At 53.4% G+C, this 21,670-nt stretch carries 19 protein-coding genes; 8 read left to right on the forward strand and 11 right to left on the reverse strand.

Annotation, left to right across the window (positions count from 1 at the left end; all coding sequences use genetic code 11):
• Positions 1-35 precede the first annotated feature (35 nt).
• The 3 genes from B051_RS0104385 to B051_RS0104395 form a co-directional block, all read right to left on the reverse strand.
• Complete coding sequence (locus tag B051_RS0104385; protein ID WP_033316644.1) at positions 36-1,121, reverse strand: endonuclease/exonuclease/phosphatase family protein; 1,086 nt, start codon at positions 1,119-1,121, stop codon at positions 36-38.
• Between the two features lie 195 nt (positions 1,122-1,316).
• Positions 1,317-1,793: a gliding motility lipoprotein GldH gene (locus B051_RS0104390; RefSeq protein WP_018476966.1), complete on the reverse strand. Its 477-nt coding sequence runs from the start codon at positions 1,791-1,793 to the stop codon at positions 1,317-1,319.
• Positions 1,786-3,162: a PSP1 domain-containing protein gene (locus B051_RS0104395; protein ID WP_033316716.1), complete on the reverse strand. Its 1,377-nt coding sequence runs from the start codon at positions 3,160-3,162 to the stop codon at positions 1,786-1,788. Before B051_RS0104395 ends, B051_RS0104390 begins: the two co-directional genes overlap by 8 nt.
• 362 nt (positions 3,163-3,524) lie before the next feature.
• Between B051_RS0104395 and B051_RS0104400 the strand changes: the two genes are divergently transcribed.
• Complete coding sequence (locus tag B051_RS0104400; RefSeq protein ID WP_018476968.1) at positions 3,525-4,955, forward strand: lipopolysaccharide biosynthesis protein; 1,431 nt, start codon at positions 3,525-3,527, stop codon at positions 4,953-4,955.
• Between the two features lie 61 nt (positions 4,956-5,016).
• Here the strand turns inward: B051_RS0104400 and B051_RS0104405 are convergent, their stop codons facing one another.
• Complete coding sequence (locus tag B051_RS0104405) at positions 5,017-6,180, reverse strand: zinc-dependent alcohol dehydrogenase (RefSeq protein WP_018476969.1); 1,164 nt, start codon at positions 6,178-6,180, stop codon at positions 5,017-5,019.
• Positions 6,181-6,325: 145 nt separating this feature from the next.
• Here B051_RS0104405 and B051_RS0104410 point away from each other — a divergent pair, with 145 nt between their 5' ends.
• On the forward strand, positions 6,326-7,213 hold the full coding sequence (locus B051_RS0104410; protein ID WP_245539574.1) for a GNAT family N-acetyltransferase: 888 nt from the start codon (positions 6,326-6,328) through the stop codon (positions 7,211-7,213).
• Between the two features lie 116 nt (positions 7,214-7,329).
• Positions 7,330-7,596: a DMT family transporter gene (locus B051_RS21800; RefSeq protein ID WP_281163448.1), complete on the forward strand. Its 267-nt coding sequence runs from the start codon at positions 7,330-7,332 to the stop codon at positions 7,594-7,596.
• Between the two features lie 71 nt (positions 7,597-7,667).
• Here B051_RS21800 and B051_RS0104420 read toward each other — a convergent pair whose 3' ends face one another.
• The 5 genes from B051_RS0104420 to rsfS all read right to left on the reverse strand — a co-directional run bounded on the left by B051_RS0104420 (position 7,668) and on the right by rsfS (position 12,485).
• The gene (locus B051_RS0104420; protein WP_026236187.1) at positions 7,668-8,507 is read right to left on the reverse strand and encodes a hypothetical protein; all 840 of its coding nucleotides are present in this window, start codon (positions 8,505-8,507) and stop codon (positions 7,668-7,670) included.
• Positions 8,497-9,267, reverse strand: a complete 771-nt coding sequence (locus tag B051_RS0104425) for a UDP-2,3-diacylglucosamine diphosphatase (protein ID WP_018476973.1) — start codon at positions 9,265-9,267, stop codon at positions 8,497-8,499. The genes B051_RS0104420 and B051_RS0104425 overlap by 11 nt, the downstream gene beginning before the upstream one ends.
• Positions 9,251-9,871 (reverse strand): LutC/YkgG family protein, encoded by a 621-nt coding sequence (locus tag B051_RS0104430; RefSeq protein ID WP_245539575.1) that lies wholly within the window; start codon positions 9,869-9,871, stop codon positions 9,251-9,253. Before B051_RS0104430 ends, B051_RS0104425 begins: the two co-directional genes overlap by 17 nt.
• A gap of 40 nt (positions 9,872-9,911) precedes the next feature.
• Positions 9,912-12,044: an ATP-dependent zinc metalloprotease FtsH gene (ftsH, locus tag B051_RS0104435; RefSeq protein WP_018476975.1), complete on the reverse strand. Its 2,133-nt coding sequence runs from the start codon at positions 12,042-12,044 to the stop codon at positions 9,912-9,914.
• 66 nt (positions 12,045-12,110) lie between these two features.
• Positions 12,111-12,485: a ribosome silencing factor gene (gene rsfS / locus B051_RS0104440; protein WP_018476976.1), complete on the reverse strand. Its 375-nt coding sequence runs from the start codon at positions 12,483-12,485 to the stop codon at positions 12,111-12,113.
• A gap of 48 nt (positions 12,486-12,533) precedes the next feature.
• Between rsfS and B051_RS0104445 the strand changes: the two genes are divergently transcribed.
• Complete coding sequence (locus B051_RS0104445) at positions 12,534-13,283, forward strand: biotin--[acetyl-CoA-carboxylase] ligase (protein ID WP_018476977.1); 750 nt, start codon at positions 12,534-12,536, stop codon at positions 13,281-13,283.
• On the opposite strand, the gene B051_RS21910 is transcribed toward B051_RS0104445, so the two are convergent.
• Positions 13,276-13,872 (reverse strand): YceI family protein, encoded by a 597-nt coding sequence (locus B051_RS21910; RefSeq protein WP_018476978.1) that lies wholly within the window; start codon positions 13,870-13,872, stop codon positions 13,276-13,278. The two genes, B051_RS0104445 and B051_RS21910, sit on opposite strands and share 8 nt — an antisense overlap.
• 760 nt (positions 13,873-14,632) lie before the next feature.
• On the opposite strand from B051_RS21910, the gene B051_RS0104455 reads away from it, so the two are divergent.
• From B051_RS0104455 to rlmB, 4 genes are all read left to right on the forward strand, one after another.
• Positions 14,633-15,211 (forward strand): T9SS type A sorting domain-containing protein, encoded by a 579-nt coding sequence (locus tag B051_RS0104455; RefSeq protein ID WP_071594845.1) that lies wholly within the window; start codon positions 14,633-14,635, stop codon positions 15,209-15,211.
• A 127-nt stretch (positions 15,212-15,338) separates the two neighbouring features.
• A complete protein-coding gene (locus B051_RS0104460; RefSeq protein WP_018476980.1) occupies positions 15,339-18,293 on the forward strand; it encodes a glycosyltransferase family 117 protein in 2,955 nt (984 codons plus the stop codon).
• A 227-nt stretch (positions 18,294-18,520) separates the two neighbouring features.
• A complete protein-coding gene (locus tag B051_RS20840) occupies positions 18,521-19,633 on the forward strand; it encodes a GWxTD domain-containing protein (protein ID WP_018476981.1) in 1,113 nt (370 codons plus the stop codon).
• Positions 19,606-20,448: a 23S rRNA (guanosine(2251)-2'-O)-methyltransferase RlmB gene (rlmB, locus tag B051_RS0104470; protein ID WP_018476982.1), complete on the forward strand. Its 843-nt coding sequence runs from the start codon at positions 19,606-19,608 to the stop codon at positions 20,446-20,448. The genes B051_RS20840 and rlmB overlap by 28 nt, the downstream gene beginning before the upstream one ends.
• Before the next feature lie 141 nt (positions 20,449-20,589).
• Here rlmB and B051_RS0104475 read toward each other — a convergent pair whose 3' ends face one another.
• Complete coding sequence (locus B051_RS0104475) at positions 20,590-21,666, reverse strand: mannose-1-phosphate guanylyltransferase (RefSeq protein ID WP_018476983.1); 1,077 nt, start codon at positions 21,664-21,666, stop codon at positions 20,590-20,592.
• Positions 21,667-21,670 lie beyond the last annotated feature (4 nt).

A 21,670-nucleotide genomic window follows, 5' to 3' on the forward strand; every position in this document is an offset into this window, starting at 1 on the left:
CTATTTTGACCCGCTCAGCTTGCTGAGCGGGTTTTTTATTTGCCGTTCTTCTCTTCGCTGCGTTCCTCGCCTTTCTCCAAGCCTTCCTGTATCAACTCATTCGCCTCCTGGTGGTCTTCATGGTCAGCTTCCAGTTGCGGTTGCTCTTCCTGATGCTTCGGCTCGTAGTTCAAGGTGATGACGATTGGGAAATGGTCTGACCCGAACTTAGGCAGCCGCTTCATGCTGACTAACCGGAAAGCGGTGTCATAGAAAACGTGGTCGAGGGGGTAGCGAAACAGCGGGATAAAGGCGTTGTAGGTGTTGTAGAATCCACGGCCAACCCGTGGGTCTATCAGGCCACTGATTTGCTTGAAAAGCTTTGTCGTGTCAGACCAGGCCACGTCGTTCAAATCACCAGCCACAATAGCCGGATGCGGCGATTTTTTGGCGTGCTTCGCTGCGATGAGTAACTCCGCCTCCCGCGTCTCCGTGTTCTTGAGCAAACGAGGGGGCTGTGGGTGCACCGTGTATAAATCAAACAGCAAGCCAGAGGGCAACTCCACCGCGGTGTAGAAAGACGGGATATCCTCCTCGACCATGAAGCGCACCTCACTGTTGAGTAGCTTGAACTTGCTGTACAGTATCATGCCATAGGTGTTTTCCAGAGGCTTCTTGATGCTATAAGGGAAGCGTTCGTCCAACTCAGGGCTCAGCGCATCGTCCCAAGCTTTGTCGGGTTCGTTGATGAGCAGAAAATCGGGGTCCTGCCGTAGTACAAGCTTCAGAAACTTGTCATATTTCTTGTTAGTCATGCGCACGTTGGCAATCATCAGGCTGAAGGCATTGGCAGGCACTTTTTCCTCTGTGCGGAGCGCTTCTCTGGGTGCCAGTGGCGTGAAGTTGTATACAAAGCGTATCTGATTCAGAATAGCTAATACCCATACCCCTACCATCAGCATGTCCCGCCCACCCGATACACCATACAGGACGATGTAAGCGACAAGCGTGGCGGCTAGCATGAGCGCTACATGGAGCTTAGGGAAATCGAGAACTCTAATCCACCAGAGCGGCGATTTGATGAGGGGTAGAAATGAAAAGAGAGTCAGGACAAGGCCTGCAACCTCGAGGGTGAGCTTCATATAGCCGGTGGTATAAACTAATGTGGAACAGCAGGATACTCCACATACTTTCTAACCCCTGATTTTGTTGTTGAGCCGATACGTTTCTTCGTTTGGTGCTAAATAGTAACGGCAGAGTAAACAAGGCCAAAGGTAGGCGCATAAAAAAGCGGGGCAGACTCAGTGGCCTGCCCCGCTTTTTTGTGGATATGTATGCTACTCTGTGACTTCCTCTACCCGCACGCCCACCGACATGATGTTGGGGAGCGGGTCGCGGCGCATGTACTGTGTGAGACGCAACTGGTAATTACCGGGCCGCTCGAAACGCACCTCCTTCAGTGCCAGCGCCTGTAGGTCGTAGGTGTCACTGGATCCTTTGCCCGAGGGCTTTCCGGTCTTGGCATCCATCAGGTGCAACTCGTGCAGCTTGGATGAAATGGCCGCGCTGTCGGGGCCAACCAACTGGTGGCGCAGGTATAGGTTGTAGTAGTCGTATGCCAGAGAATAGCGCACATTGAAGTACACATTGTACCGCTTGGTAGTATCCTCAATGGCGAACTCAAAGACAGGGGCGTTCTCCACCGTCCAGTTGTTCTCCGGCAACTCCACATTCTGTTCATATACCCGGCTTGGGTCACAGGCACTCAACACGAGAAGCAGGACTGCACCCAGGTAAACATAAAGTCTATGCATCGGTACGCGGCGGTTTAGGCTGGTTAGGTTTAGGACCTCTGAACGGCCTGCGCGACCTCTGCTTGTTGGGCTGCTGCGCTCCATTGTCGGGTTGCCCGTCAGGCCGCGCTTCAGCACGAGGCGGTCGGTTGGCATCGCCCTCCCGTCTTGGCCTGCCCTCTCTGTTTTCACGTCCTTCCCGGTTGCCCTCTCTGCCCGGCTTGTTTTTGAATGGGCGCGGCTTCTTGGCCTTTTGCCCGTGTTCGGTTGCTATACCTTCAGCGGGTACGGCGGCTTTCGGAGTGTTTGGCCTTGGCTCACGCTCGCGTTCACGTTCACGTTCACGTGGGGGAGCAGTTGCCTGCCTGCCCTCAGGGGCTATACCTTCTACTGGTTTCTTCTTCTTTTTCTTCTTTTTCTTGCTCTTGAACTTGTCGTCAAGTCGCTCCAGACTGCCCTCTACCTGTGCCACAAACTCGTTCTGCTTCGGCTCATTCACAGGCTCTTCCACCAGCGTCTCCGGCACAACTCCTTGGCTGTTCATTTTCAGAATCTCCTGCACGCGCTCCACCGGCACGGGATACCAGTTGTTGTCACCCTTATACCCGAACCACATCATCTTCTTGAAGATGTCGGTCTTCTGCAACAGGGCGTCGCCCATCTTGGTCTGCAGCGGGCGAGACACGGTAGGTATGTCTTTGAGGGCCTCCATGTACGTCTCCAACTCATAGTTGAGGCAGCACTTCAAACGGCCACACTGACCGGAAAGCTTGCTCGGGTTGAGCGACAGGTTCTGGTAGCGCGCCGCCGTGGTGGACACGCTCTTGAAGTCGGTGAGCCAGGTAGAGCAGCACAACTCACGGCCGCAGGAGCCTATACCTCCTAAACGGCCAGCCTCGTGGCGCAGGCTTATCTGGCGCATCTCAATGCGCACCTTGAACTCCTCGGCCAGTTTCTTAATCAGGTCACGGAAGTCGACGCGGTCATCGGCGGAGTAGTAGAAGGTTGCCTTGGAGCGGTCGGCCTGGTACTCCACGTCCGAGAGCTTCATCTTGAGCCCGGTCTGCTGAATGATTTCACGCGAACGGTACATGGTGGCGGCTTCCTGCTCCTGCACGTCGCGCAGTTTCTCCATGTCGCGCTCATTGGCAATGCGGTAGATGGTGCGAATCTCCTCGTTGTTGTCCACCTTTTTCTTGAGCATTTGCAGGCGCACGAGTTCCCCCTTCAGGGACACGAAACCGATGTGATGCCCATTGGGCACATCCACCACCACCGGGTCGCCGGTGGTCAACTCCACTCTGTTTATATTGCGGAAGAAGTCTTTGCGCCCTCCCTTGAATCTTACTTCTACGATGTCGAACTCCTCAAACGCGGTTGGTATTTCCATATCGCTGAGCCAGTCGAACACGTTTAAACGGTTGCAGCCTCCGGTGCTACAGCCGCCGTTGCTTTTGCAGCCACCCGGTTTTTCGCCGGTGCTGCATCCGCCACTAGAACATGAACTACATCCCACGGTGTTATATCTCCTATATAGCTATGAAGCTTCTTGTTTTCTTATTGTCTGAATTAACAAATATACTAATTTTTTGAGCTTTCGCTCTAGATGCGGGCAAATGTGCCCGAGTGGTCTAACAGCGAAGCCTGAAAAATAGTGCTTATACGCGAGGTTTTGCTTCTAAGACAGCAGGTAATTCTTAAAATGCCCCTGCACAGGCAAGGCTGTGAAGGGATTATGCCTAATTTTAGGTGATGCTTCGGAAACTCCTGTCACATGCTGCCATCTACGGGCTTTCTGCCCAGGCGCCTCGCCTGGCAGGAGTGCTTGCTCTTCCGCTCATCACGCAGTACCTGACGCCCGTTGACTACGGGGTGGCAGGTGTGGTGTCGGCCTATTATGCCGCATTCGTCTTCCTGCAGGCGCTCGGGTTCTCCACAGTGCTGAATAATAGCTTTGTACGGCACCCATCCCGCTACCAGTGGGTATGGCGGCAACTGTACGGTTTCCTTACAGCCTGGTCCGTAGTCTTTGGCTTGATGACCACAATGGTGTTCTACCTGGTGGTGCCCACCGAAGCGCATGAAAACCGGTTGCCCATCGCTTTGCTCAATGCGCTGCCGTTCGTGCTGTTCACCATGACAGACTTCATGAGTGGGCATTACTGCCAACTTTCACAGCGGCCATTGCCCATCGCCTTGCGTTCCTTTATGGTGGGCGGGGTACACGTGGGGCTCAATATCTACTTCATCGCCTTCCTGCGCATGGGGTACATGGGCTGGTTCTATGCGGCCTTTGTGGCTTCGGCTGTAGGGTTTGCATTTAGCCTTTGTGTGGTGGTGCAACAGAAGCTCTGGCCCATTTTCCGGTTCAAGTGGCACCGCATCTGGCATTCGCTCCGGGTGTCGCTGCCAGTGGTGCCGCATCATTTTTCCTACTTCCTACTCGATACCTCGGACCGACTGGTGCTGGACGTGGTGGGCGTCCCCATTAAGCGCATTGGTCTGTATAATGTCGCGTCTAGCTTCGGGATATACTTCATGTCAGCCAGTTGGGCAGTGGTGAGTGCTGCCCAGCCCTTTTACATGAAGCTGTATGCCCAGGAAAAAAGCAAAGCGGCTGCGTTGCAGGTGCGTTCCATCACCTATTCGCTGCAACTGCTCTTCTTTGCGGCTACGTTTGTGGGATGCCTCTGGATGAAAGAAATATTCTCCTTGCTCATCCGAAACGAAGAGTTGCAACAGGCCTATCCGTTGGCGATTATCATCCTGATGGGGTATAACTTCCGGCCGATGTACCTAGCGGTGGTCAACCTGTTGACTTACCACGAACACACGAACAAGCTGTGGCAGATATCTGCGGTGGCAGGTATAGGCAACATTGTGCTCAACCTTATACTGGTGCCACTCTATGGGTTTGAGATGGCCGCCTATACCACATTTGCCGCTTTGATGTACATGGGCTACTCTGGTTACCTGCTCAAGGAGTATAAGCGGTTGGCACTGGTGCGGCTCTACCCACTGTGGTGGCTACTGGCTACTATCGCCTTGCTGGCGCTGGTATACAACCTGCGCGAACTGGAAGTCGCCACAAAGGCAGTCATTACTGTGGCGGGCGCGGGCATAGCGGCATTGGTCCTGTGGAGGTATAGGAAGAGGTTCCAGAGTGATATAGCCATTTCATAAAAAAATCGGGAGCAAGGTATGTATACCTTGCTCCCGATGCTCCTGATACCAAAGCGTCAGCCTATGGCTTCAGCACCACTTTCAAACAGTTGTCTTCTTTCTTGTTGAAGATGTCGTACATACGGGATGCCTCGCTTAGCGGCACGGTATGGGTGATGATGTCGTCCAACACCACTTTGCCGTCCCGCACTAACGAGATGAGGTGGTCGAGGTAGTTGTGCACCCAGGCCTGTCCACCGCGAAGCTTGATGCCCTTGTCAAACCACTTGTAGAGCGGGAAGTTGTTGTAAGGCGAGCCGTATACCCCCACCACTGACACCGTGCCGCCGCGTCGCACGGAATCCAGACATTTCTCCAGCACCTTCATGGAGCCTTTCTCCATCTGAATGACGTTCATCGCTTTTTCCAAGGTAGTGCGGTCCGCCTCCATACCTACGGCATCTACGCATACATCAGCGCCATAGCCGCCGGTCATGTCCCGAATCAGTTGCACGGCATCCACAACCGAGGCGTTGATGACCTCCGCGTTGGCGGATTTGTGTGCCATCTCCAGGCGGTAGGGGTGTATGTCTATACCTATCACGCGCTTGGCCCCGTTCAGCCAAGCCGATTTCATGGCCATGATGCCCACAGGACCGCAGCCCCACACGGCTACTGTCTCGCCGCCTTTCAGTTCGGCCCAATCTATTGCGGCCCAGCCTGTCGGGAAGATGTCGGTGAGGAAGAGCGCCTGCTCATCGGTCAGGTTGTCCGGAATTTTTCGCGGGCCATAGTCTGCGTAAGGCACCCGCACGTACTCCGCCTGCCCGCCGTTGTAGCCGCCGTAGATGTCGGTATAGCCGAAGATGCCGGCTCCGGCTCCCTTCGCCATCACAATCTCACCTTCAGGGCCGTAGTGGTCGGGGTTCGAGTTTTCACAATGTGTGGGCAGCTGCATGTTGCAGAAGTGGCAGGTGCCGCAGGAGATAGGGAAGGGCACCACCACGCGGTCTCCCTTCTTGAGGTTCGTAACTCCCTGGCCCACTTCCTCTACAATGCCCATGAACTCATGTCCCATCACCATGTCCCTTGCCTGGGGCACCATGCCGTTGTAGATGTGCAGATCGGAGCCGCAGATGGCGGTGGAGGTGACGCGCAGAATGCAATCTCGGGCATCCTCTATTTTGGAATCGTCAATGGTTTCTACTTGAATGTCCTTTGGTTTGTGGAATACTGCTGCTTTCATAGTCTCATTTTGTTTAGGTTCGCAAGTTCCGTGCTAGCTGTAGTGCCGGCAACGGTATCTAGGTATAACGGTAACAGGAAATTGTTGGTTATTGCAAAGGGCAAAACCACCTGATGCGGCCGCCAACCGTATGACCTGAAAAACTTTGCCAGTTGGAGCCATGGAGTCCACCTATACTTTCTCTTTTTTGAAGGAGCATGACATACCTGATTTGTATGATGCTTTCATGGGAGCGTTTGCCGACTATGTGGTGCCTATCAAACTCAGCAGAAAGGAGTTCGATGTAAAAATAAAGCGGGAGGGAGTGCAGTTGTCGTTCTGTGTAGGGGCCTACCAGGGAAACCGGTTGGTCGGGTTCATTATGACGGGCCTGGGTGAGTGGCTGGGGAAGCCAACTGCCTACAATGCAGGAACCGGGGTGTTGCCGGAGCACCGAGGGCAGCGCCTGACGGAGCGGATGTATGAAGCCCTGCTGCCCAAGCTCAGGGAGAGCGGCATAGAGCAGTGCCTGTTGGAAGTAATCCGGCAGAACGAGGCCGCCCTCAAGGTGTACCAACGTATCGGTTTCCGTACCACGCGCTCTTTGGAGTGTTTTAGGGCGCCAAAGCAGGACCTGACATGCCCGGATGGAGAAGTGGACGCTGTTACCGTAGCGGGAGCCCCTAAACCGCAATGGCAGACTTATGCTCAGTTCTTCGACGTACAGCCCAGTTGGCAGAACACTAGTCAGGCGTTCCGGCTGAACCCAAACGAGAAGCTGGTACTGGAAGCATGCGATGCAGACAAGCAACTAATCGGATATGTGGCATTCTTCCCCAAAACCGGTTCTGTGGCGCAACTCGCCGTTCAGGCGGGGTATCGCAGCCAAGGTATAGCCACCGCGCTGCTGCGGGAAGTGGTGAAGCGAACAGAGGCGCCTGCCTTGCTGGTGGTCAATGTAGACGCTACCTGCACACGCCTGCTGGAGTTTCTGCGGCGGCGCAACTTCTCTTACCTGCTGGGACAGTATGAGATGCTCCTCCCGTTGGTCTAGATGGAAGTTAGAGCGCCGTCCGAAGCGAAATCATCCAGATTAGCGCCGCGTATACCTGAGACAGACTTTGTAGGGCAACTACCGGGAAGTCTGTTCCTGTAAACATTCCATCAATTTTGAGAAAGTATGAACACTGCGTGGTTTTACCTGATACTGGCCGGGATTTGCGAGATAGGCTGGGCGTTCGGATTGAAGTAAGCGAAGGCTTTACCAAAGTAGGAGTGAGCATTGTGACGGTCATCGTTATGATACTGAGTTTCGTGCTGCTGGCGCAGGGCATGAAGACCCTGCCTCTGGAAACGGCCTACGCCATCTGGACAGGTATAGGAGCGGCCGGCACAGCCATTATGGGCATGTTCCTGCTCAACGAGCCAAAGACCTGATGCGCACTGTCTGCTTGCTGATGATTGTGGCCGGTGTCGTGGGGCTGAAGTTCTTTACTGAGAGCGAGTAACTATCTGCTCCAGCGGTATACCTCCGCCTCGTCCTTTGTGAAGAGGTAGAGCAAATCTGAGCTGGCAAGCGCCGAGACGTAAACCTTGCCTGACGGAAGCTCCACGATACGCTCCTGCAGTTGGTACAGGTCAAAGAAGTGCAGCTGGTTGTCTTTCACAAAGTAGAGCTCGTTGCCGCTGAAACCGATGTATGAAATCCCGGTGAAGGGAAGCTTCTTTTTGTAGTTGCCTAGGTTGTCGAACACGTACACGCCGCCGTTGTAGTCCAGCAGGTATACCATGTTTTGGTATTCCCGCACAAAGCGCACGTCGAACCGTGCCTTATCCAGGATGAGGTCCAGAGGTGTTTCCACCACAGGCTTCTGGTAGCGCGAGTCCATTTTGCTCAGCGTGAAGTCTGATTCATTGAAGAGCCAAAAGCTTTCATCCGGAGTAAGGGTGGCAGCGCGTATATTGCCGGTATAGTTGAAATCGGAGAGACGGGAAACGGCGATGGAACTTAGGAAACGGTCCAGCAACACCAACTCCTGCCTGTCCTCATAAAACAGCAACAGCTTCATCGGGTTCCAGGCTTCGACGGTTGTTATGCGCCCCCTGCTGGGAGGAGAGTAAGAGAGAGCCGGCTGCCCGTACTGGTCCAGCTTGAAGAGGTTCTGTTTTGGGTCCAGCAGATAGGCGTTTCCGTTCCGGTCCAGGGAGATGGTGGTGGGAGAGGAGATGGGCAGGCGATGGCTGAAAACCAGCGTGACCTGTGCCGTGTCCTGCTGTTGTGCCGAGGCATGTATAGCCAGCAGCGCCATGAGCAGGCAGAGCATGCCCAGGTATAGGCTAGTTTTCAAAGTAATGCAGCGTAAGGTCTGTGCCATCATAGACTGCGTAAGAGCAAAAATTGACCCATTCTCCCAGGTTGATGTAGCGGCTGCTGTCGCCTATGTTCATGTCGAGCGGCAGGTGGCGGTGCCCGAACACATAGTAATCGTGGTGTTGCTTTGTTTCCACTTCCTTGCAGTACTGCACCAGCCATTCCTCTTCCCCGAAGAACTTCTCGTCATCCTTCGTGTTGCTGATGCGGCTCCTGCGCGACCACATGTTGGCAATGCCTATACCTGCGTTGGGGTGCAGCCAGCCAAACATCCACTGACAGGCCTTGTTATTGAACACTTGCTTGAGCACTTTGTAGGTATGGTCGCCGGGGCCAAGGCCGTCGCCATGCCCAATATAGAACGCCTTTTCCCCGAACTGCGTCGAGATAGGCTCACGGATAATCGGGATGTTGAGTTCCTCCGGGAAATAGTCGAACATCCACATGTCGTGGTTACCGGTGAAGAAAAGCACAGGTATACCTGCGTCCGTCAGCTCTGCCAGTTTGCCCTGTAGCCGGATAAAGCCTTTGGGTATGGCATGGCGGTACTCAAACCAGAAGTCAAATATATCGCCGAGCAGCAGAATGGCCGCCGCGTCATGCTGCACCGTATCCAGCCAGCGCACTATCTTCTTCTCCCGGGCCCGGCTGCTTGCAGCATCAGGCACCCCCAGGTGGAAATCAGACGCAAAATATACTTTCTTACCAGGCTCCAGCCTGTCAATGCGGAAGGTCATCTATCAGGAAGAGTACAAGCTGTTTCGGGCCATGTGCGCCCATTACCAATGTTTTTTCGATATCGGCGGTGCGGCTCGGGCCGCTTACGAGCGATACCATGGACGGGAAGTTGTCCTGGTACTTGTTGCGGATGTGCTGCAACCCATCTTTGATGTCGGGTACCAACTGGCTGGCCTTGGCAACTACCATGTGTGTCTCCGGGTAAATGCTCAGCCTTCTGCCGCCGGCGTTAGCCGAACTCACCAGTATGCTGCCGGTGCGGGTGATGAGCGCTTCGCAAGTAGTCAGGCTGGCCTGTGCCTTTTGCAAAAAATCTTCCTCGGTGCTCGTAAATTCTATACCTGCATGGTGCAGGATGCGTTGCACGTTGGGCTCCCACACATGAAGGTGCTGTATATTCTGCTCCCTCTTCAGGGCGTAAAGCTGGTCAAAGAAATCCTCCTCATTTTCGCAGTACACAAACAGACCACTGTTCCTGATGAAGGCCTGCGCAAACTCAATGGACTGGTCTTCGGAAGGCTCTTGGTGCAGACGCGAACTGAAGTCAGGGGTAGGAGGCAGAAAAGGCGCCGACTTAGCCAGCGCCTCTCTTACTCTTCTCAATACAATTTCTTTCGATTTTGCTTCGTACATGCCTGTGTTATCAAGCTGTTCTGGAGTTAATAGAATCGTTTGTTTCGGAAGGAACATCGTTCTGCAGCGGTGTTCCAGGCACCTGGCCCTGTCCGTTCTGCTCCGGGTGCTCCGTCTGTCCTACCTCAATCGGGTGCTTCTCCTTTTCTACTTCGCTCTTGGTTTTGCTACGGTCTGTACCGGCTGTGTGTGCCTGGTAGGTTGTAAGGGCATCGAAGGGACGCTTGCCTACTAATCGCTCCAAGTCGCTCTGGAACAGGATTTCCTTCTGCAGCAGCTCCTGCGCTACAATTTCCAACTCATGGCGTTTGTCCATCAACAGCTGCTTGGTTCGCACATAGGCCGACTCGATGATGCCGCGCACCTCGTTGTCGATGGTTTCCGCAGTCGCCTCAGAGTAAGGCTTGTTGAAGGCCATGTCCGTCTGCTTGGAATCGTAGAAAGACACATTGCCGATTTTCGCGTTCATGCCATACATCGTCACAATGCTGTAGGCCATCTTAGTAATACGCTCTAAGTCACTAAGGGCACCTGTCGATATCTTACCGAACACAAGCTCCTCAGCGGCACGTCCGCCCAGCGCCATGCACATCTCATCAATCAGCTGCTCTGTTGTGTAAAGGAACTGCTCCTTAGGCAGGTACTGCGCATAGCCCAACGCAGCCACGCCACGCGGAACAATACTTACCTTCACCAAGGGGTCTGCATGCTCCAGAAACCAGCCTGCTATAGCGTGACCGGCTTCGTGGTATGCTACAATCTTCTTCTCTTCCGGAGAGATGATTTTGTTCTTCTTCTCCAAACCACCAATCACACGGTCAATGGCATCGTTGAAGTCCTGTTGGTCCACTGCCTTTTTGTTGCGGCGGGCCGCGATAAGGGCTGCTTCGTTACACACGTTGGCAATCTCGGCGCCGGCAAAACCAGGCGTCTGGGCTGCCAGCTTACGGGCGTCCACATCCGGTGCCAATGTGAGTGGCTTCAGGTGCACATCAAAAATCTCGGTACGGCCGTTGATGTCTGGCTTGTCAATGCTTATCTGACGGTCAAAACGACCTGGACGCAGCAGGGCTGAGTCCAGGGTGTCCGGACGGTTGGTGGCAGCTAGGATGATAACGCCTGAGTCAGTCGCGAAACCGTCCATCTCTACCAATAGGGAGTTCAGGGTGTTTTCGCGCTCATCGTTTCCGCCTGGGGTGGCACCACGGCTACGGTGGCGGCCAATCGCGTCAATCTCGTCAATGAAGATGATACAAGGCGCCTTGGCTTTGGCCTGCTTGAAGAGGTCGCGCACACGTGCAGCACCCACACCCACAAACATCTCCACGAAGTCAGAACCTGACAGAGAGAAGAACGGAACGTCGGCTTCACCGGCCACCGCTTTGGCTAGCAAGGTCTTACCAGTGCCCGGAGGGCCTACCAGCAAAGCGCCTTTCGGTATCTTGCCACCCAGGATGGTGAATTTGGTTGGGTTCTTCAGGAATTCAACTATCTCCTGAATCTCCTCTTTCGCCTCTTCCAGTCCAGCCACGTCTTTGAACGTGATTTTTACTTTGTTTTCTGCATCAAACAGGGCTGCTTTCGACTTGCCTATGTTGAATATCTGGCCGCCTGCACCACCCGCTGTCACGCGGCGCATCAGGAACCAGAAACCGAACAGGAGCAGGATGAGGAAGCCCCACTGCAGGAAGAAGTCGGCAAAGCCGGTGCGTGTTTCAACGGTATAGGGTACGCGTTGCTCACGCGGAATCTCGGCCTGTATCTTCTCTAAATCTTCTTTGAAAGACTCGGCCGTGATGATGGTGAAATGGTAGTGTGGCCCCTGGCCCATGGTGAGGGAGCCTCGGTTCGATAGCTCACTGCTGTACTTTTCGTTCTGCAGTGCCTCGTCCTTGAGGTATATCTCCACCATTTTGCCATTGACGATGGTCAGCTTCTTGACATCATTGCTCAGCAGCATCTCTTCAAAGGTCTGCTGGTCCGTTTCGACAGAGGCGTTGCTCTTGTTCAGGTAGGTGAGCCCGAAGATGAGCAGAATCAGCACAGCCAGCATCCACAGCTGCATCGTAGGCCGTGGAGGCGTAGCCGGAATCATCGGCTTTTTCTTCTTATTTGTATTTCCTTTATTATTCTTTTCCGCCATGGATACTTAGTTTCAGGTACATGAAAAACTACGGGACAGCTGTTTTGTTCAGGCTCCCGGAATGGGTTAGACAGATTCAATGTGCTTGATGTTGGCGTCGCCCCAGAGTTCTTCCAGTGCGTAAAATTCCCGCTTATCCTTCAGGAACACGTGCACCACAACATCTACGTAATCCAGCAGCACCCACTCTTTGTTGGTGCGGCCTTCACTTTGCCACGGGTTCTGCCGGGTGGCTTTGTATATTTCTTCTTCGACGGAGCTAGCGATGGCTTCAAGCTGGGTGTCAGATGATGCGGATGCTATTACGAAGTAGTCTGATACAGCGTTTTTAAGGGATTTAAGGTTAAGAACGACAATGTCGCTAGCTTTCTTCTCCTGCATGCCCTTCACAACAAGCTCTGCCAATATGTCTGAATTGGCCTCAGCCTTGGTTTCTTTCATTTGTACTACTTAATTTTGATTTACAAAAGTACTAAATTCTTTTAATGTATGCTGCCTAATACGCTGTTTATGGGCCAGCAGCTGTTTTTTCTGCCGGTTTGTGAATCCACCAACTCAGAGGCCCAGCAGCTACTCATCAAAAATAAAGCCACAGAAGGTTGTGTGGTGCTCACAGACGAACAAACGCGTGGCAGGGGGCAGCGGGGCAATTCGTGGGAGGCCGCTCCAGGGAAAAACATCACGCTTTCTGTAATTCTGTCACCTGTTTTCCTCGCTGTCAGGCACCAGTTTCACCTCAACATGGCTGTGTCGCTGGCCGTGCTCGACTTGCTGCGTGAGCAGGGGCTGGCCCAGGCGCAGGTAAAGTGGCCAAACGATTTGTATTTTGAAGATAAGAAACTCGGCGGGATTCTGATTGAAAACACAGTCAATAGCCAATCTATACAACACAGCATCGTGGGGATTGGTTTAAACATCAACCAGCTTCACTTCGGAATCAGTACGGCCACTTCGGTGGCCGCCGTGGTAGGTACGCAGCTGGACGTTAAAAGATTGGTGGCCAGGTTGCTGGAGCTGCTGGAGAAACGCTACCTGGAGCTGCGGAGCGGGAAGGTGGATAAACTGAAGTACGAATACCTGCAGGCGCTGTACCGCTACCAGGAGCAACACGCTTTTGAGGTGGATGGCAAGCAGGTGGCGGGCCGGATAGCCGGAGTGGACGAAGACGGCCGGCTGGCGGTGGAGATAGACGGCGAGCTGCGCTACTTCGCTTTCAAGGAGATAGCCTACGTCATTTGAGGCTGAGTTTCCGAGAAGCTGCGATGGGTTGCTGTGGCGTGCTGCCTTGTTGCTTCAGCGGCATCTGCAAAGCGACCTGCATGGTATGAGCGCCATAACCAGAGCTGAGCTTGGGGGCCTGTATGTGGTGGTCCTCCAGATTTACCATGAAATCCGATGCCAGTTGCCAGACGTCGCCCTTCTGGGACAGTATTCCTATGATGGTTCTCTTCTGGGATACGCCGTGTATGGTCAGTGTGCCGGTCGCCGTAAGTTTGGTGCCTTTGCCATTCGCAATTGGTTTGCGGTCCGTTATCTCTCCTGTGAAGATTGCCCGCTGGAACCGATGGCTCTGCATGTACTTGTCATTAAAGCGCTCATGCATGAGAGAGTTGAGGAATTGAAAGGAGTTGATAGGCACATCGAAGCGGAATTTGCCCGTCTCAAGGTCTATGACGCCATTGGCCGCCTCGGAAGTGCCTTTGATGAGGCTCAATGGCGCGCCGGCCTCGAACACGATGGTGCCGATACCTTTGTAGATGTTTGCCTGGGCTATACTCTCGGAGCTAAGCCAGCAAATGCTGATGATGAGTAGGAGTAGCTTTTTCATACATGCCTCACAGTTCTTTTTAAGCCTTTCCCTATATCCTGTTTAACTGTTTCCGCCGCACTTTGTTGAGGTAAAGCGGCAAAATCTGCAGCGCATTGGATTGTGAAATCGGTTCCTTCCCAAAACCACACTTACCGTTGCTCTTGCAGACATACTGACGTGCGTGCTACAGAAGCGGCATTGAAAAAAATATAGTGGTTTCGTTGATAAACTATTTTATTAGATTTAGTGCAATTATTGGTCTCTTGATTTTGTAACGCAGTCAAGGTGTAGTAGTTGCACATTTTTGATGCAATGTAAATGAGTGCAATCGTATTCTTTGATTTTTCATAAGCGTTGACACGCGTATAGCAGGAGTAATCAGGGTGGTTTTAAGGTGCAGGGGTAGCCTGAGGTAGAGATGACACTAGCTTAGGTGATTAGGAGCATGTCTAGATGGTCATATAAAACCACAGGAGTGATAGGTGTAGAATAAGTTCAACTTTAACCCTTAGTAAGTGTAGCGTTTAAGTGAACTTTATAACCCGTGTCAGGACAAACGGGAGCGTTAAAGGCTGAAGCTGTTGTCGAAGGGCACAGTTGTTGATACCGTTGCTACGGAGCAAGTATAGCGTATGGCGTTGGCTGTGTAAAAAATTTTCTATGCCATCTTGTTTTGGTGTAACTATTTTTAAGTCAACGTTTTTTATTTAAATAGTTTTTGCTATATCTTTGACTCCCTGAAATGTTCTACAGAGATTTATAAAGCCGAGAGCCATATATGAGAAATTTTACTAGATTGTTTTTAACTGTTGCCCTTGTCGCTTCCCATCTCACCGGCTATACCGTGCTGGCAGATGGCTGCGCCAAAGACGCAGGCGCAGTGCCGGTGAGCACTGGAGGCGCATCTGCCTGGAAGGCGATGCCTGAAAAACGTGCTGAGGTAAACGCCAGGGCCGAAAACGCGCGCTCCAGAACCAAGGTATACTCTGCTGCCGTGAATAGAAGCCTGTACCTGACAGAGGTGGCCTACGCCAGCCAATCGCAGTTCGTGGTGAACTCCTACCTGGCCATGATGCCTGCTTCACTGGACGCCAGAAACACACCTTCCATCAACGCTTATCCGAACCCATCGCGTGGCATCACCCGGGTTTCGCTGTCGCAGGTAGGTATGGCGGAAAGCTATAAACTCAAGATTTCGAACACGATAGGCAAGGTGATGGAGACGCATGAGCTCCCGGTGGCCCATTCGTCCGATTTCATACTGGACATGAGCGGCTACCCGGCCGGCGTATATTTCTACAGCCTGCTGGTGAATAACAAGACAGTGGAAACCAAGCGTTTGATTCTGCAGAAATAAGCGCGCAGGTATAGCCATACGCTACGAAAGCCGGTCCAAGAGCCGGCTTTTTTTTATGCCCTTGCATTAAATGTGCACGTGCACCAAAGATATTTAGTATTTTCGAAGCCGAATATTTAAAATTGCTATGACGGATTATCGGAAGATAAACAACTTGGTGGGCTGGGTCGTGTTTTTGATTGCGACTACAGTTTATGTGCTTACGCTGGAGCCTACAGCCAGCTTCTGGGATGCAGGCGAATTCATTGCGTGTTCTTACAAGCTGCTGGTGCCGCACCCTCCGGGGGCCCCGTTCTACCTGCTAGTTGGCCGTATGTTCTCCATGATGGCCAGCGACCCTACCCAGGTGGCCTGGTGGGTCAATCTGCTGTCCGCCCTCTGCAGCTCCTTCACGGTGCTTTTCCTGTTCTGGTCCATCACCATCCTTTCGCGGCGCCTATTGGTACGGGAGGGAGAAGAACCGACCAATGGCAACCTGCTGCTGATTATGGGCGCCGGTGCCGTAGGTGCCCTCGCCTATACCTTCACCGATTCCGCCTGGTTCTCTGCCGTAGAAGCCGAGGTATACGCCATGTCATCTTTCTTCACGGCCATCGTGTTCTGGGCGATGCTGCGCTGGGAATCCAAGGTGGGCGAGTCGTTGTCTGACAAGTGGTTAATCCTGATTGCCTACCTGATAGGCCTTTCTATTGGCGCTCACTTGCTGAACCTGGTGGCTATACCTGCGCTAGCCTTCATCTATTACTACCGTTTGTACCAGCCTACCCTCAAGGGGGGCATCATTGCCTTTTTGATAAGCGCCGTCATTGTGGTGGCTATTCTGTGGGGTATCATACCGGGACTGCCTTCGCTGGCAGGTGATGTGGAGGTTTTCTTCGTGAACTCCCTGGGCCTTCCGTTTGGCTCCGGCATCCTCTTCTTTGTGGCGCTGTTGGTGGCGGTCATCCTCTATGGCATTCGCTATTCCATACAAAAGAACCTCCGTGTGCTGAACACGGCCATCCTCTGCTTTGTGTTCATCCTGATTGGGTACTCTTCCTACATGATTATACCCATCCGGTCTTCTTACAACCCGACCATTGATGAGAACGCCCCGGACGACATCCTGAGCTTTGTGTCCTACCTGAAACGCGAGCAGTACGGAGACCGTCCGTTGCTGTACGGGCCGCAGTACAACGCGCAGCCAGTGGGGCAGGAGGAGGGAGCAACCCGCTACGTGAAAGGGAAAGACAAGTACGTGGCGACTACCCGCAAGGTGGAGCCCATCTACGACAGCAAGGACAAAACCCTGCTGCCGCGTATCTACAGCGACAACCCCCAGCACCTGCAGGAATACAAGAAATGGGTAGACCTGCGTGAGGGGCAAGCCCCGACCTTTGGGCAGAACCTGAGCTTCCTGCTGCGCTACCAACTGGGGCACATGTACTGGCGCTATTTCCTGTGGAACTTCGTGGGACGTGAGAGTGATGTGCAGCAGGCAGGAGTACTATGGCTCGGAAAGCCAACAGAGGGCGTGCCGGACAGAGTAGCCGAAAGCATGGCCCGTAACTGCTTCTATCTGTTGCCCCTGCTAGTGGGTATCATCGGGCTGATATACCAGGTTCGGAAGAATGAAAAGGATGCCTTCATCGTGGGCCTGCTGTTCTTCTTCACAGGTATAGCCATTGCCTTATACCTCAACCAACCGCCTATCGAACCGCGCGAGCGGGACTATACCTTCGCCGGGTCCTTCTACGCCTTCTCTATCTGGATTGGCCTGGGGGTGCTGGGTATAGCTGAACTCATTAACCGCGGATTGAAGAATACGAGAACCAGTGCCGCCATCGCCACTGTGGTATGCCTTGCCGTGCCAGCTATACTGGCGGCTGAGGGCTGGAACGACCACGACCGCTCAAACCGCTACCACTCTGTGGACTCCGCCAAAAATCTACTGGATTCAGTGGCGCCAAATGGTATCCTGTTCACGAACGGCGACAACGACACCTTCCCGCTCTGGTATGCCCAGGAAGTAGAAGGCTACCGCACCGATGTGCGCGTGGCGGTACTCAGCTACCTCAACACAGACTGGTACATCGACCAGATGAAGCGCCAAGCCTACAAGTCTGACCCGTGGCCGCTGACACTGGAAAAGGAAAACTACATACAGGGAACGAATGACTACCTGCCATATGTGGAGCGTTCACAAGTGGCAGCAGGTATAGACCTGAAGCAGTTCGTGGGGTTGGTGAAGCAGAACCACCCGGCCCTGCAGGTGCAGTACGGCAGCGGCAACACCCTGATGAGCTTCCCGACCAAGAACTTCTTCCTGAACGTGGACAAGGCCAAGGCGTCCAACGCTGGTTTTGTGGCCGATGACTTCCAGAACCAAGTGACGGACCGCATGCAGTGGACCATCAACAAATCCCTGTTGGAGAAGAAGCACCTGATTATACTGGACTTGCTGGCTACGAATGAGTGGGAGCGGCCGGTGTACTTCTCTACCACCGTGAACTCAGCCGACTTCATGGGCTTGTCCGAGTACTTCCAACTGGAGGGCTTGGCTTACCGCGTGGTGCCGGTGAAGGTTTCCAACGAAGAGATGCCAGGCTTCCTGAACAAAGAGGTGATGTATGAGAACCTGATGAAGAAATTCAGCTTCCGCAACTTTAATGACCCGGACATCTTCTACGATGAGAACTACTACCGCTTCGCCGCCAATGCCCGCGACAAGTTCGGCAAGCTGGCAGCCGCCTACCTGGAAAGCGGAGACAACGAACGAGCCAAGCAGTTGGTAGACCGTTGCTTTGAGCAACTGCCGCCAAGCACGGTGCCGTATGACTACTACACGCCACAGTTTATCTCCATCATGGCTGACCTGGGCGAGGAACAGCGCGCTAAGGACCTGCTGGAGGGCATGGCCAAGAGCTCAAGAGAGTCGCTTGACTATTACATGGCGAAAGGGGCGCTGTTTGATATGGAGATACAGACTAACCTGTTCATGATGCAGCAACTGATTGGAGAGGCGCAGGAAATAGGTGAAGACGAAAGAGCCACGGAACTGCAGCAAGTGTTCATGCAATATCTGCAACGCGTTCGCCGTTAAACAAAATAGAGAGTTAAACAGTACAAAAGCCGGACTACCTACCCATAGTTGTCCGGCTTTTGCTTTTTCGTGGTTGTTGCATTACTTCTTGGTAAATGAAACAGATTCGTCTCTTGTCCTGCCTCCTTGTTGTGCTGCTAGCGTCAGCCTGTGGCTCCTCCAGTCCCTCTTATGCGCCTGTGTACCGGGAGCCCGCCACAATAAAGCCTGAGCAGCCTGAGGTTGCGATGCATCACGCATACCGTGCCACCCCCGACAGCGTGCATTTTTTCTTCCGCTTCGAAGACCTGAGGCAGCTACTGGACCTGCAGCAGAGTGCCGTCCGCCTCGATTATATCATTCGGTCAGGAGCCACGGAGCGCGACGCACTGCTGGTGCGCGACACGGTACAGGTGACGGCCGCCCACAAAGCAACCACCGATGGCAGCCTGCATGTTCCGGTTTCGCTTCCCGCGCAGTACATAGCAGCCGGAAACGTGCTGCAGGTTCGGCTTTGGTTGCGGCTGGCCGGGCAGGAGCGCCTGGGCACCTCCCACAAAATGGCCCTTTCTCCCAGGATGCTGCAAAAGGATTTCCTGCTGCTGCAGGCCCGTAACGGCAGCCCGGTGTTTCAGGGTTTTGCCACCACCTCCGACCAACTTGTACTGCAGCGTGACTCCACCAGCCAATCCCTGGCGGTACGGGTGTTGAAGGCTCCGCAGCAACCCGCATTGCCTCCGATGTCAACCAAACAGGAGACGCCTGCAGAGCAAGTGCAGGTGACGGATACGCTGCGCCTGAGCAGCAGCGACACCTTGCAGCTCACGCAGGAAGGGCTATACCTGTTTGGGGCCGACACCACAGCGCAAACTGGTCTATTGGTACAGGAGGGTTCCTTCCCGCTCGTTACCCGGGTGCAAGACCTGATTACACCCCTCATATACCTGACCACCTCTGCTGAAAGAGAGGCGCTCTACAATGCCAAAGACCCCAAAGCGGCCGTGGACGCCTTCTGGCTCCGGATAGCCAAAGACAAGAATCTGGCCCGTGACCTCATCCGCACCTATTATACGCGGGTCGAGGCGGCCAACAAACTCTACACCTCCTACAAGCCCGGCTGGGCCACAGATAGGGGCATGATTTACATCATCTACGGCAAGCCCAATAACATCAGCCTGAGCGGCGACTCAGAGACCTGGATTTACCGGGAGTCAGAGGCCACAGCCTACGTCAAGTTCGTTTTTAACAAAAAAGACGATACCTTTACAGAAAACCACTACGAGCTGGTACGGAACCGAGAATACGAGGAGAACTGGTACAGCACTGTCGCAAAATGGAGAGCAGGAATAACAAATATGTAGGCAACCGCTACAGCGGGCCCAGAACTCCCAAGGAGGATAAAATGGAAATGATTTTCGGTTTGCGGCCCATCATTGAGGCGCTGCTGGCCGGAAAGGTGCTGGAGAAAATCTTTGTGCAGAAAGGAGCCCGCAACGAGACTGCAGACGAACTGCTCGGTCTGGCCAGGAAGCAGGACGTGCCGGTAGTCTCCGTGCCTATCGAGAAACTCAACAACATCACACGCAAAAACCACCAAGGCGCGGTGGCCTACATTTCAGCCATCAGCTACTCGCCGCTGGATGAAATCGTGACATCACTTTTTGAGAAAGGCAAGAGCCCTTTGCTACTCATTCTGGACCGCATCACCGATGTGCGCAACTTTGGCTCCATCGCCCGAAACGCCGAGTGCATGGGCGTGGACGCGATTGTGATTCCGAGCAGAGGCGGAGCCCAAATCAATGCGGATGCTATCAAAACCTCAGCCGGGGCGCTGCACCTGGTACCGGTATGCCGCGAGCCGAACCTGAAAAATACGCTCGACTACCTAAAGGACTACGGCGTGCAGTTGGTGGCCTGTACCGAGAAGACAGAGCATAACCTGACCGACAACACCGTCGATTTCGTTGGTCCTACGGCCATTATTATGGGCAGTGAAGAAGATGGCATTTCGCCGGAGTATCTGAAGCGGGCAGACGCCAAACTGCGTATACCTTTGCTGGGCCAAATCGGCTCTTTGAACGTATCGGTGGCTACAGGCATTATTTTGTACGAGGCCATGAGCCAGCGCCTGCGCGAGAGCGGCTACGCCAACCTCAACACCTTTGAGCCGAGATAAAGATTCTATACCTATACCTTCTTCATAAGAAAGCCCCTGCAACCAACAGCTGCAGGGGCTTTCTTATTTCCAATGATTATAACATCAGTCTGAGGTACACTCTCCCAAATTCGTAAATCCTAATTCAGAATTTACATTTGATTAAATGTATTCTGCGCCTTTTCTGGATTTGGCATCTGACATGAATTCCTTCACCTTCTGCTCTTCCTCCAATTTGCATACCATGAGCACGTTGTCGTGTTCCGCCACAATATATCCTTCCAAACCCTGCAACACCACCAGGCGCTGCTTTGGTGTTTTCACGATGCAGTTCTTGGTGTCGTACAGCAGTACGTCGCCGTCTACCACGTTGCCGTGCTCATCTTTATTGTTGATGGTATAAAGCGAGTTCCATGTGCCCAGGTCAGACCAGCCAATGTCAGCCAGCACCACATACACATTGTCCACCTTCTCCATGATGCCGTAGTCGATGGAGATGTTGCGGCACTGTGAGTAGGCTTTCACGATGAAGTTCGGCTCCTGTGGCGTATGCAGCATAGAGGCTCCCTCTTCGAAGATTTCGCTAATCTCGGGCAGGTAATGACGGAATGCACGCATGATGCTTTGCACGTTCCAGATGAAGATACCGGAATTCCATACGAAGTCGCCGCTATTAAGGAACATCTGGGCAAGCTCCAGGTTCGGTTTTTCGGTGAAGGTCTTTACCTTCTTGATGGGCTGCGACTCCTCGTCTATGAACTGTATATAGCCATAACCCGTGTCGGGGCGGCTCGGGGTGATGCCCAGCGTGATGAGCACATCGCTTTCTGAGGCGGCCTCCACTGCTTTCTTGATTACCTGGTTGAACGCCTCCTGTTTGAGCACCACGTGGTCCGAAGGCGTCACGATGAGGTTGGCCTTAGGGTTGATTTGGGCGATTTTGTAGGAGGCGTAGGCGATGCACGGTGCTGTGTTACGCCCCACGGGCTCCAGCAGAATCTGGTTGTCGCTCAGTTGGGGCAGTTGCTGCTTCACCAGGCCTTCGTAGTCGCGGTTGGTGACCACATACACGTTTTCGGGCGGGCAGATGTTTTGGAAGCGGTTCATCGTCATCTGGAGCATGCTTTCGCCTACTCCCAGCACGTCATGGAACTGTTTCGGAAAGTCTGTCCGGCTGAATGGCCAAAAGCGGCTTCCGATACCGCCGGCCATTATCACCACATAGGTATTCTCGTTCATGGTT

Origin of the sequence: Pontibacter roseus DSM 17521, assembly GCF_000373265.1 — a bacterium.
In the GTDB taxonomy this organism is placed as follows: domain Bacteria; phylum Bacteroidota; class Bacteroidia; order Cytophagales; family Hymenobacteraceae; genus Pontibacter; species Pontibacter roseus.

What these genes read in the sequence shown, in the direction of transcription:
- ftsH (WP_018476975.1), bottom strand. Translation starts at nt 12,044, where the DNA reads ATGGCGGAAAAGAATAATAAAGGAAATACAAATAAGAAGAAAAAGCCG.
- B051_RS0104475 (WP_018476983.1), bottom strand. Translation starts at nt 21,666, where the DNA reads ATGAACGAGAATACCTATGTGGTGATAATGGCCGGCGGTATCGGAAGC.
- B051_RS0104400 (WP_018476968.1), top strand. Translation starts at nt 3,525, where the DNA reads ATGCTTCGGAAACTCCTGTCACATGCTGCCATCTACGGGCTTTCTGCC.
- B051_RS0104445 (WP_018476977.1), top strand. Translation starts at nt 12,534, where the DNA reads ATGCTGCCTAATACGCTGTTTATGGGCCAGCAGCTGTTTTTTCTGCCG.
- B051_RS0104385 (WP_033316644.1), bottom strand. Translation starts at nt 1,121, where the DNA reads ATGAAGCTCACCCTCGAGGTTGCAGGCCTTGTCCTGACTCTCTTTTCA.
- B051_RS0104390 (WP_018476966.1), bottom strand. Translation starts at nt 1,793, where the DNA reads ATGCATAGACTTTATGTTTACCTGGGTGCAGTCCTGCTTCTCGTGTTG.
- B051_RS0104460 (WP_018476980.1), top strand. Translation starts at nt 15,339, where the DNA reads ATGACGGATTATCGGAAGATAAACAACTTGGTGGGCTGGGTCGTGTTT.
- B051_RS0104425 (WP_018476973.1), bottom strand. Translation starts at nt 9,267, where the DNA reads ATGACCTTCCGCATTGACAGGCTGGAGCCTGGTAAGAAAGTATATTTT.
- B051_RS0104455 (WP_071594845.1), top strand. Translation starts at nt 14,633, where the DNA reads ATGAGAAATTTTACTAGATTGTTTTTAACTGTTGCCCTTGTCGCTTCC.
- B051_RS21910 (WP_018476978.1), bottom strand. Translation starts at nt 13,872, where the DNA reads ATGAAAAAGCTACTCCTACTCATCATCAGCATTTGCTGGCTTAGCTCC.
- B051_RS0104395 (WP_033316716.1), bottom strand. Translation starts at nt 3,162, where the DNA reads ATGGAAATACCAACCGCGTTTGAGGAGTTCGACATCGTAGAAGTAAGA.
- rsfS (WP_018476976.1), bottom strand. Translation starts at nt 12,485, where the DNA reads ATGAAAGAAACCAAGGCTGAGGCCAATTCAGACATATTGGCAGAGCTT.
- B051_RS20840 (WP_018476981.1), top strand. Translation starts at nt 18,521, where the DNA reads ATGCATCACGCATACCGTGCCACCCCCGACAGCGTGCATTTTTTCTTC.
- rlmB (WP_018476982.1), top strand. Translation starts at nt 19,606, where the DNA reads ATGGAGAGCAGGAATAACAAATATGTAGGCAACCGCTACAGCGGGCCC.
- B051_RS0104405 (WP_018476969.1), bottom strand. Translation starts at nt 6,180, where the DNA reads ATGAAAGCAGCAGTATTCCACAAACCAAAGGACATTCAAGTAGAAACC.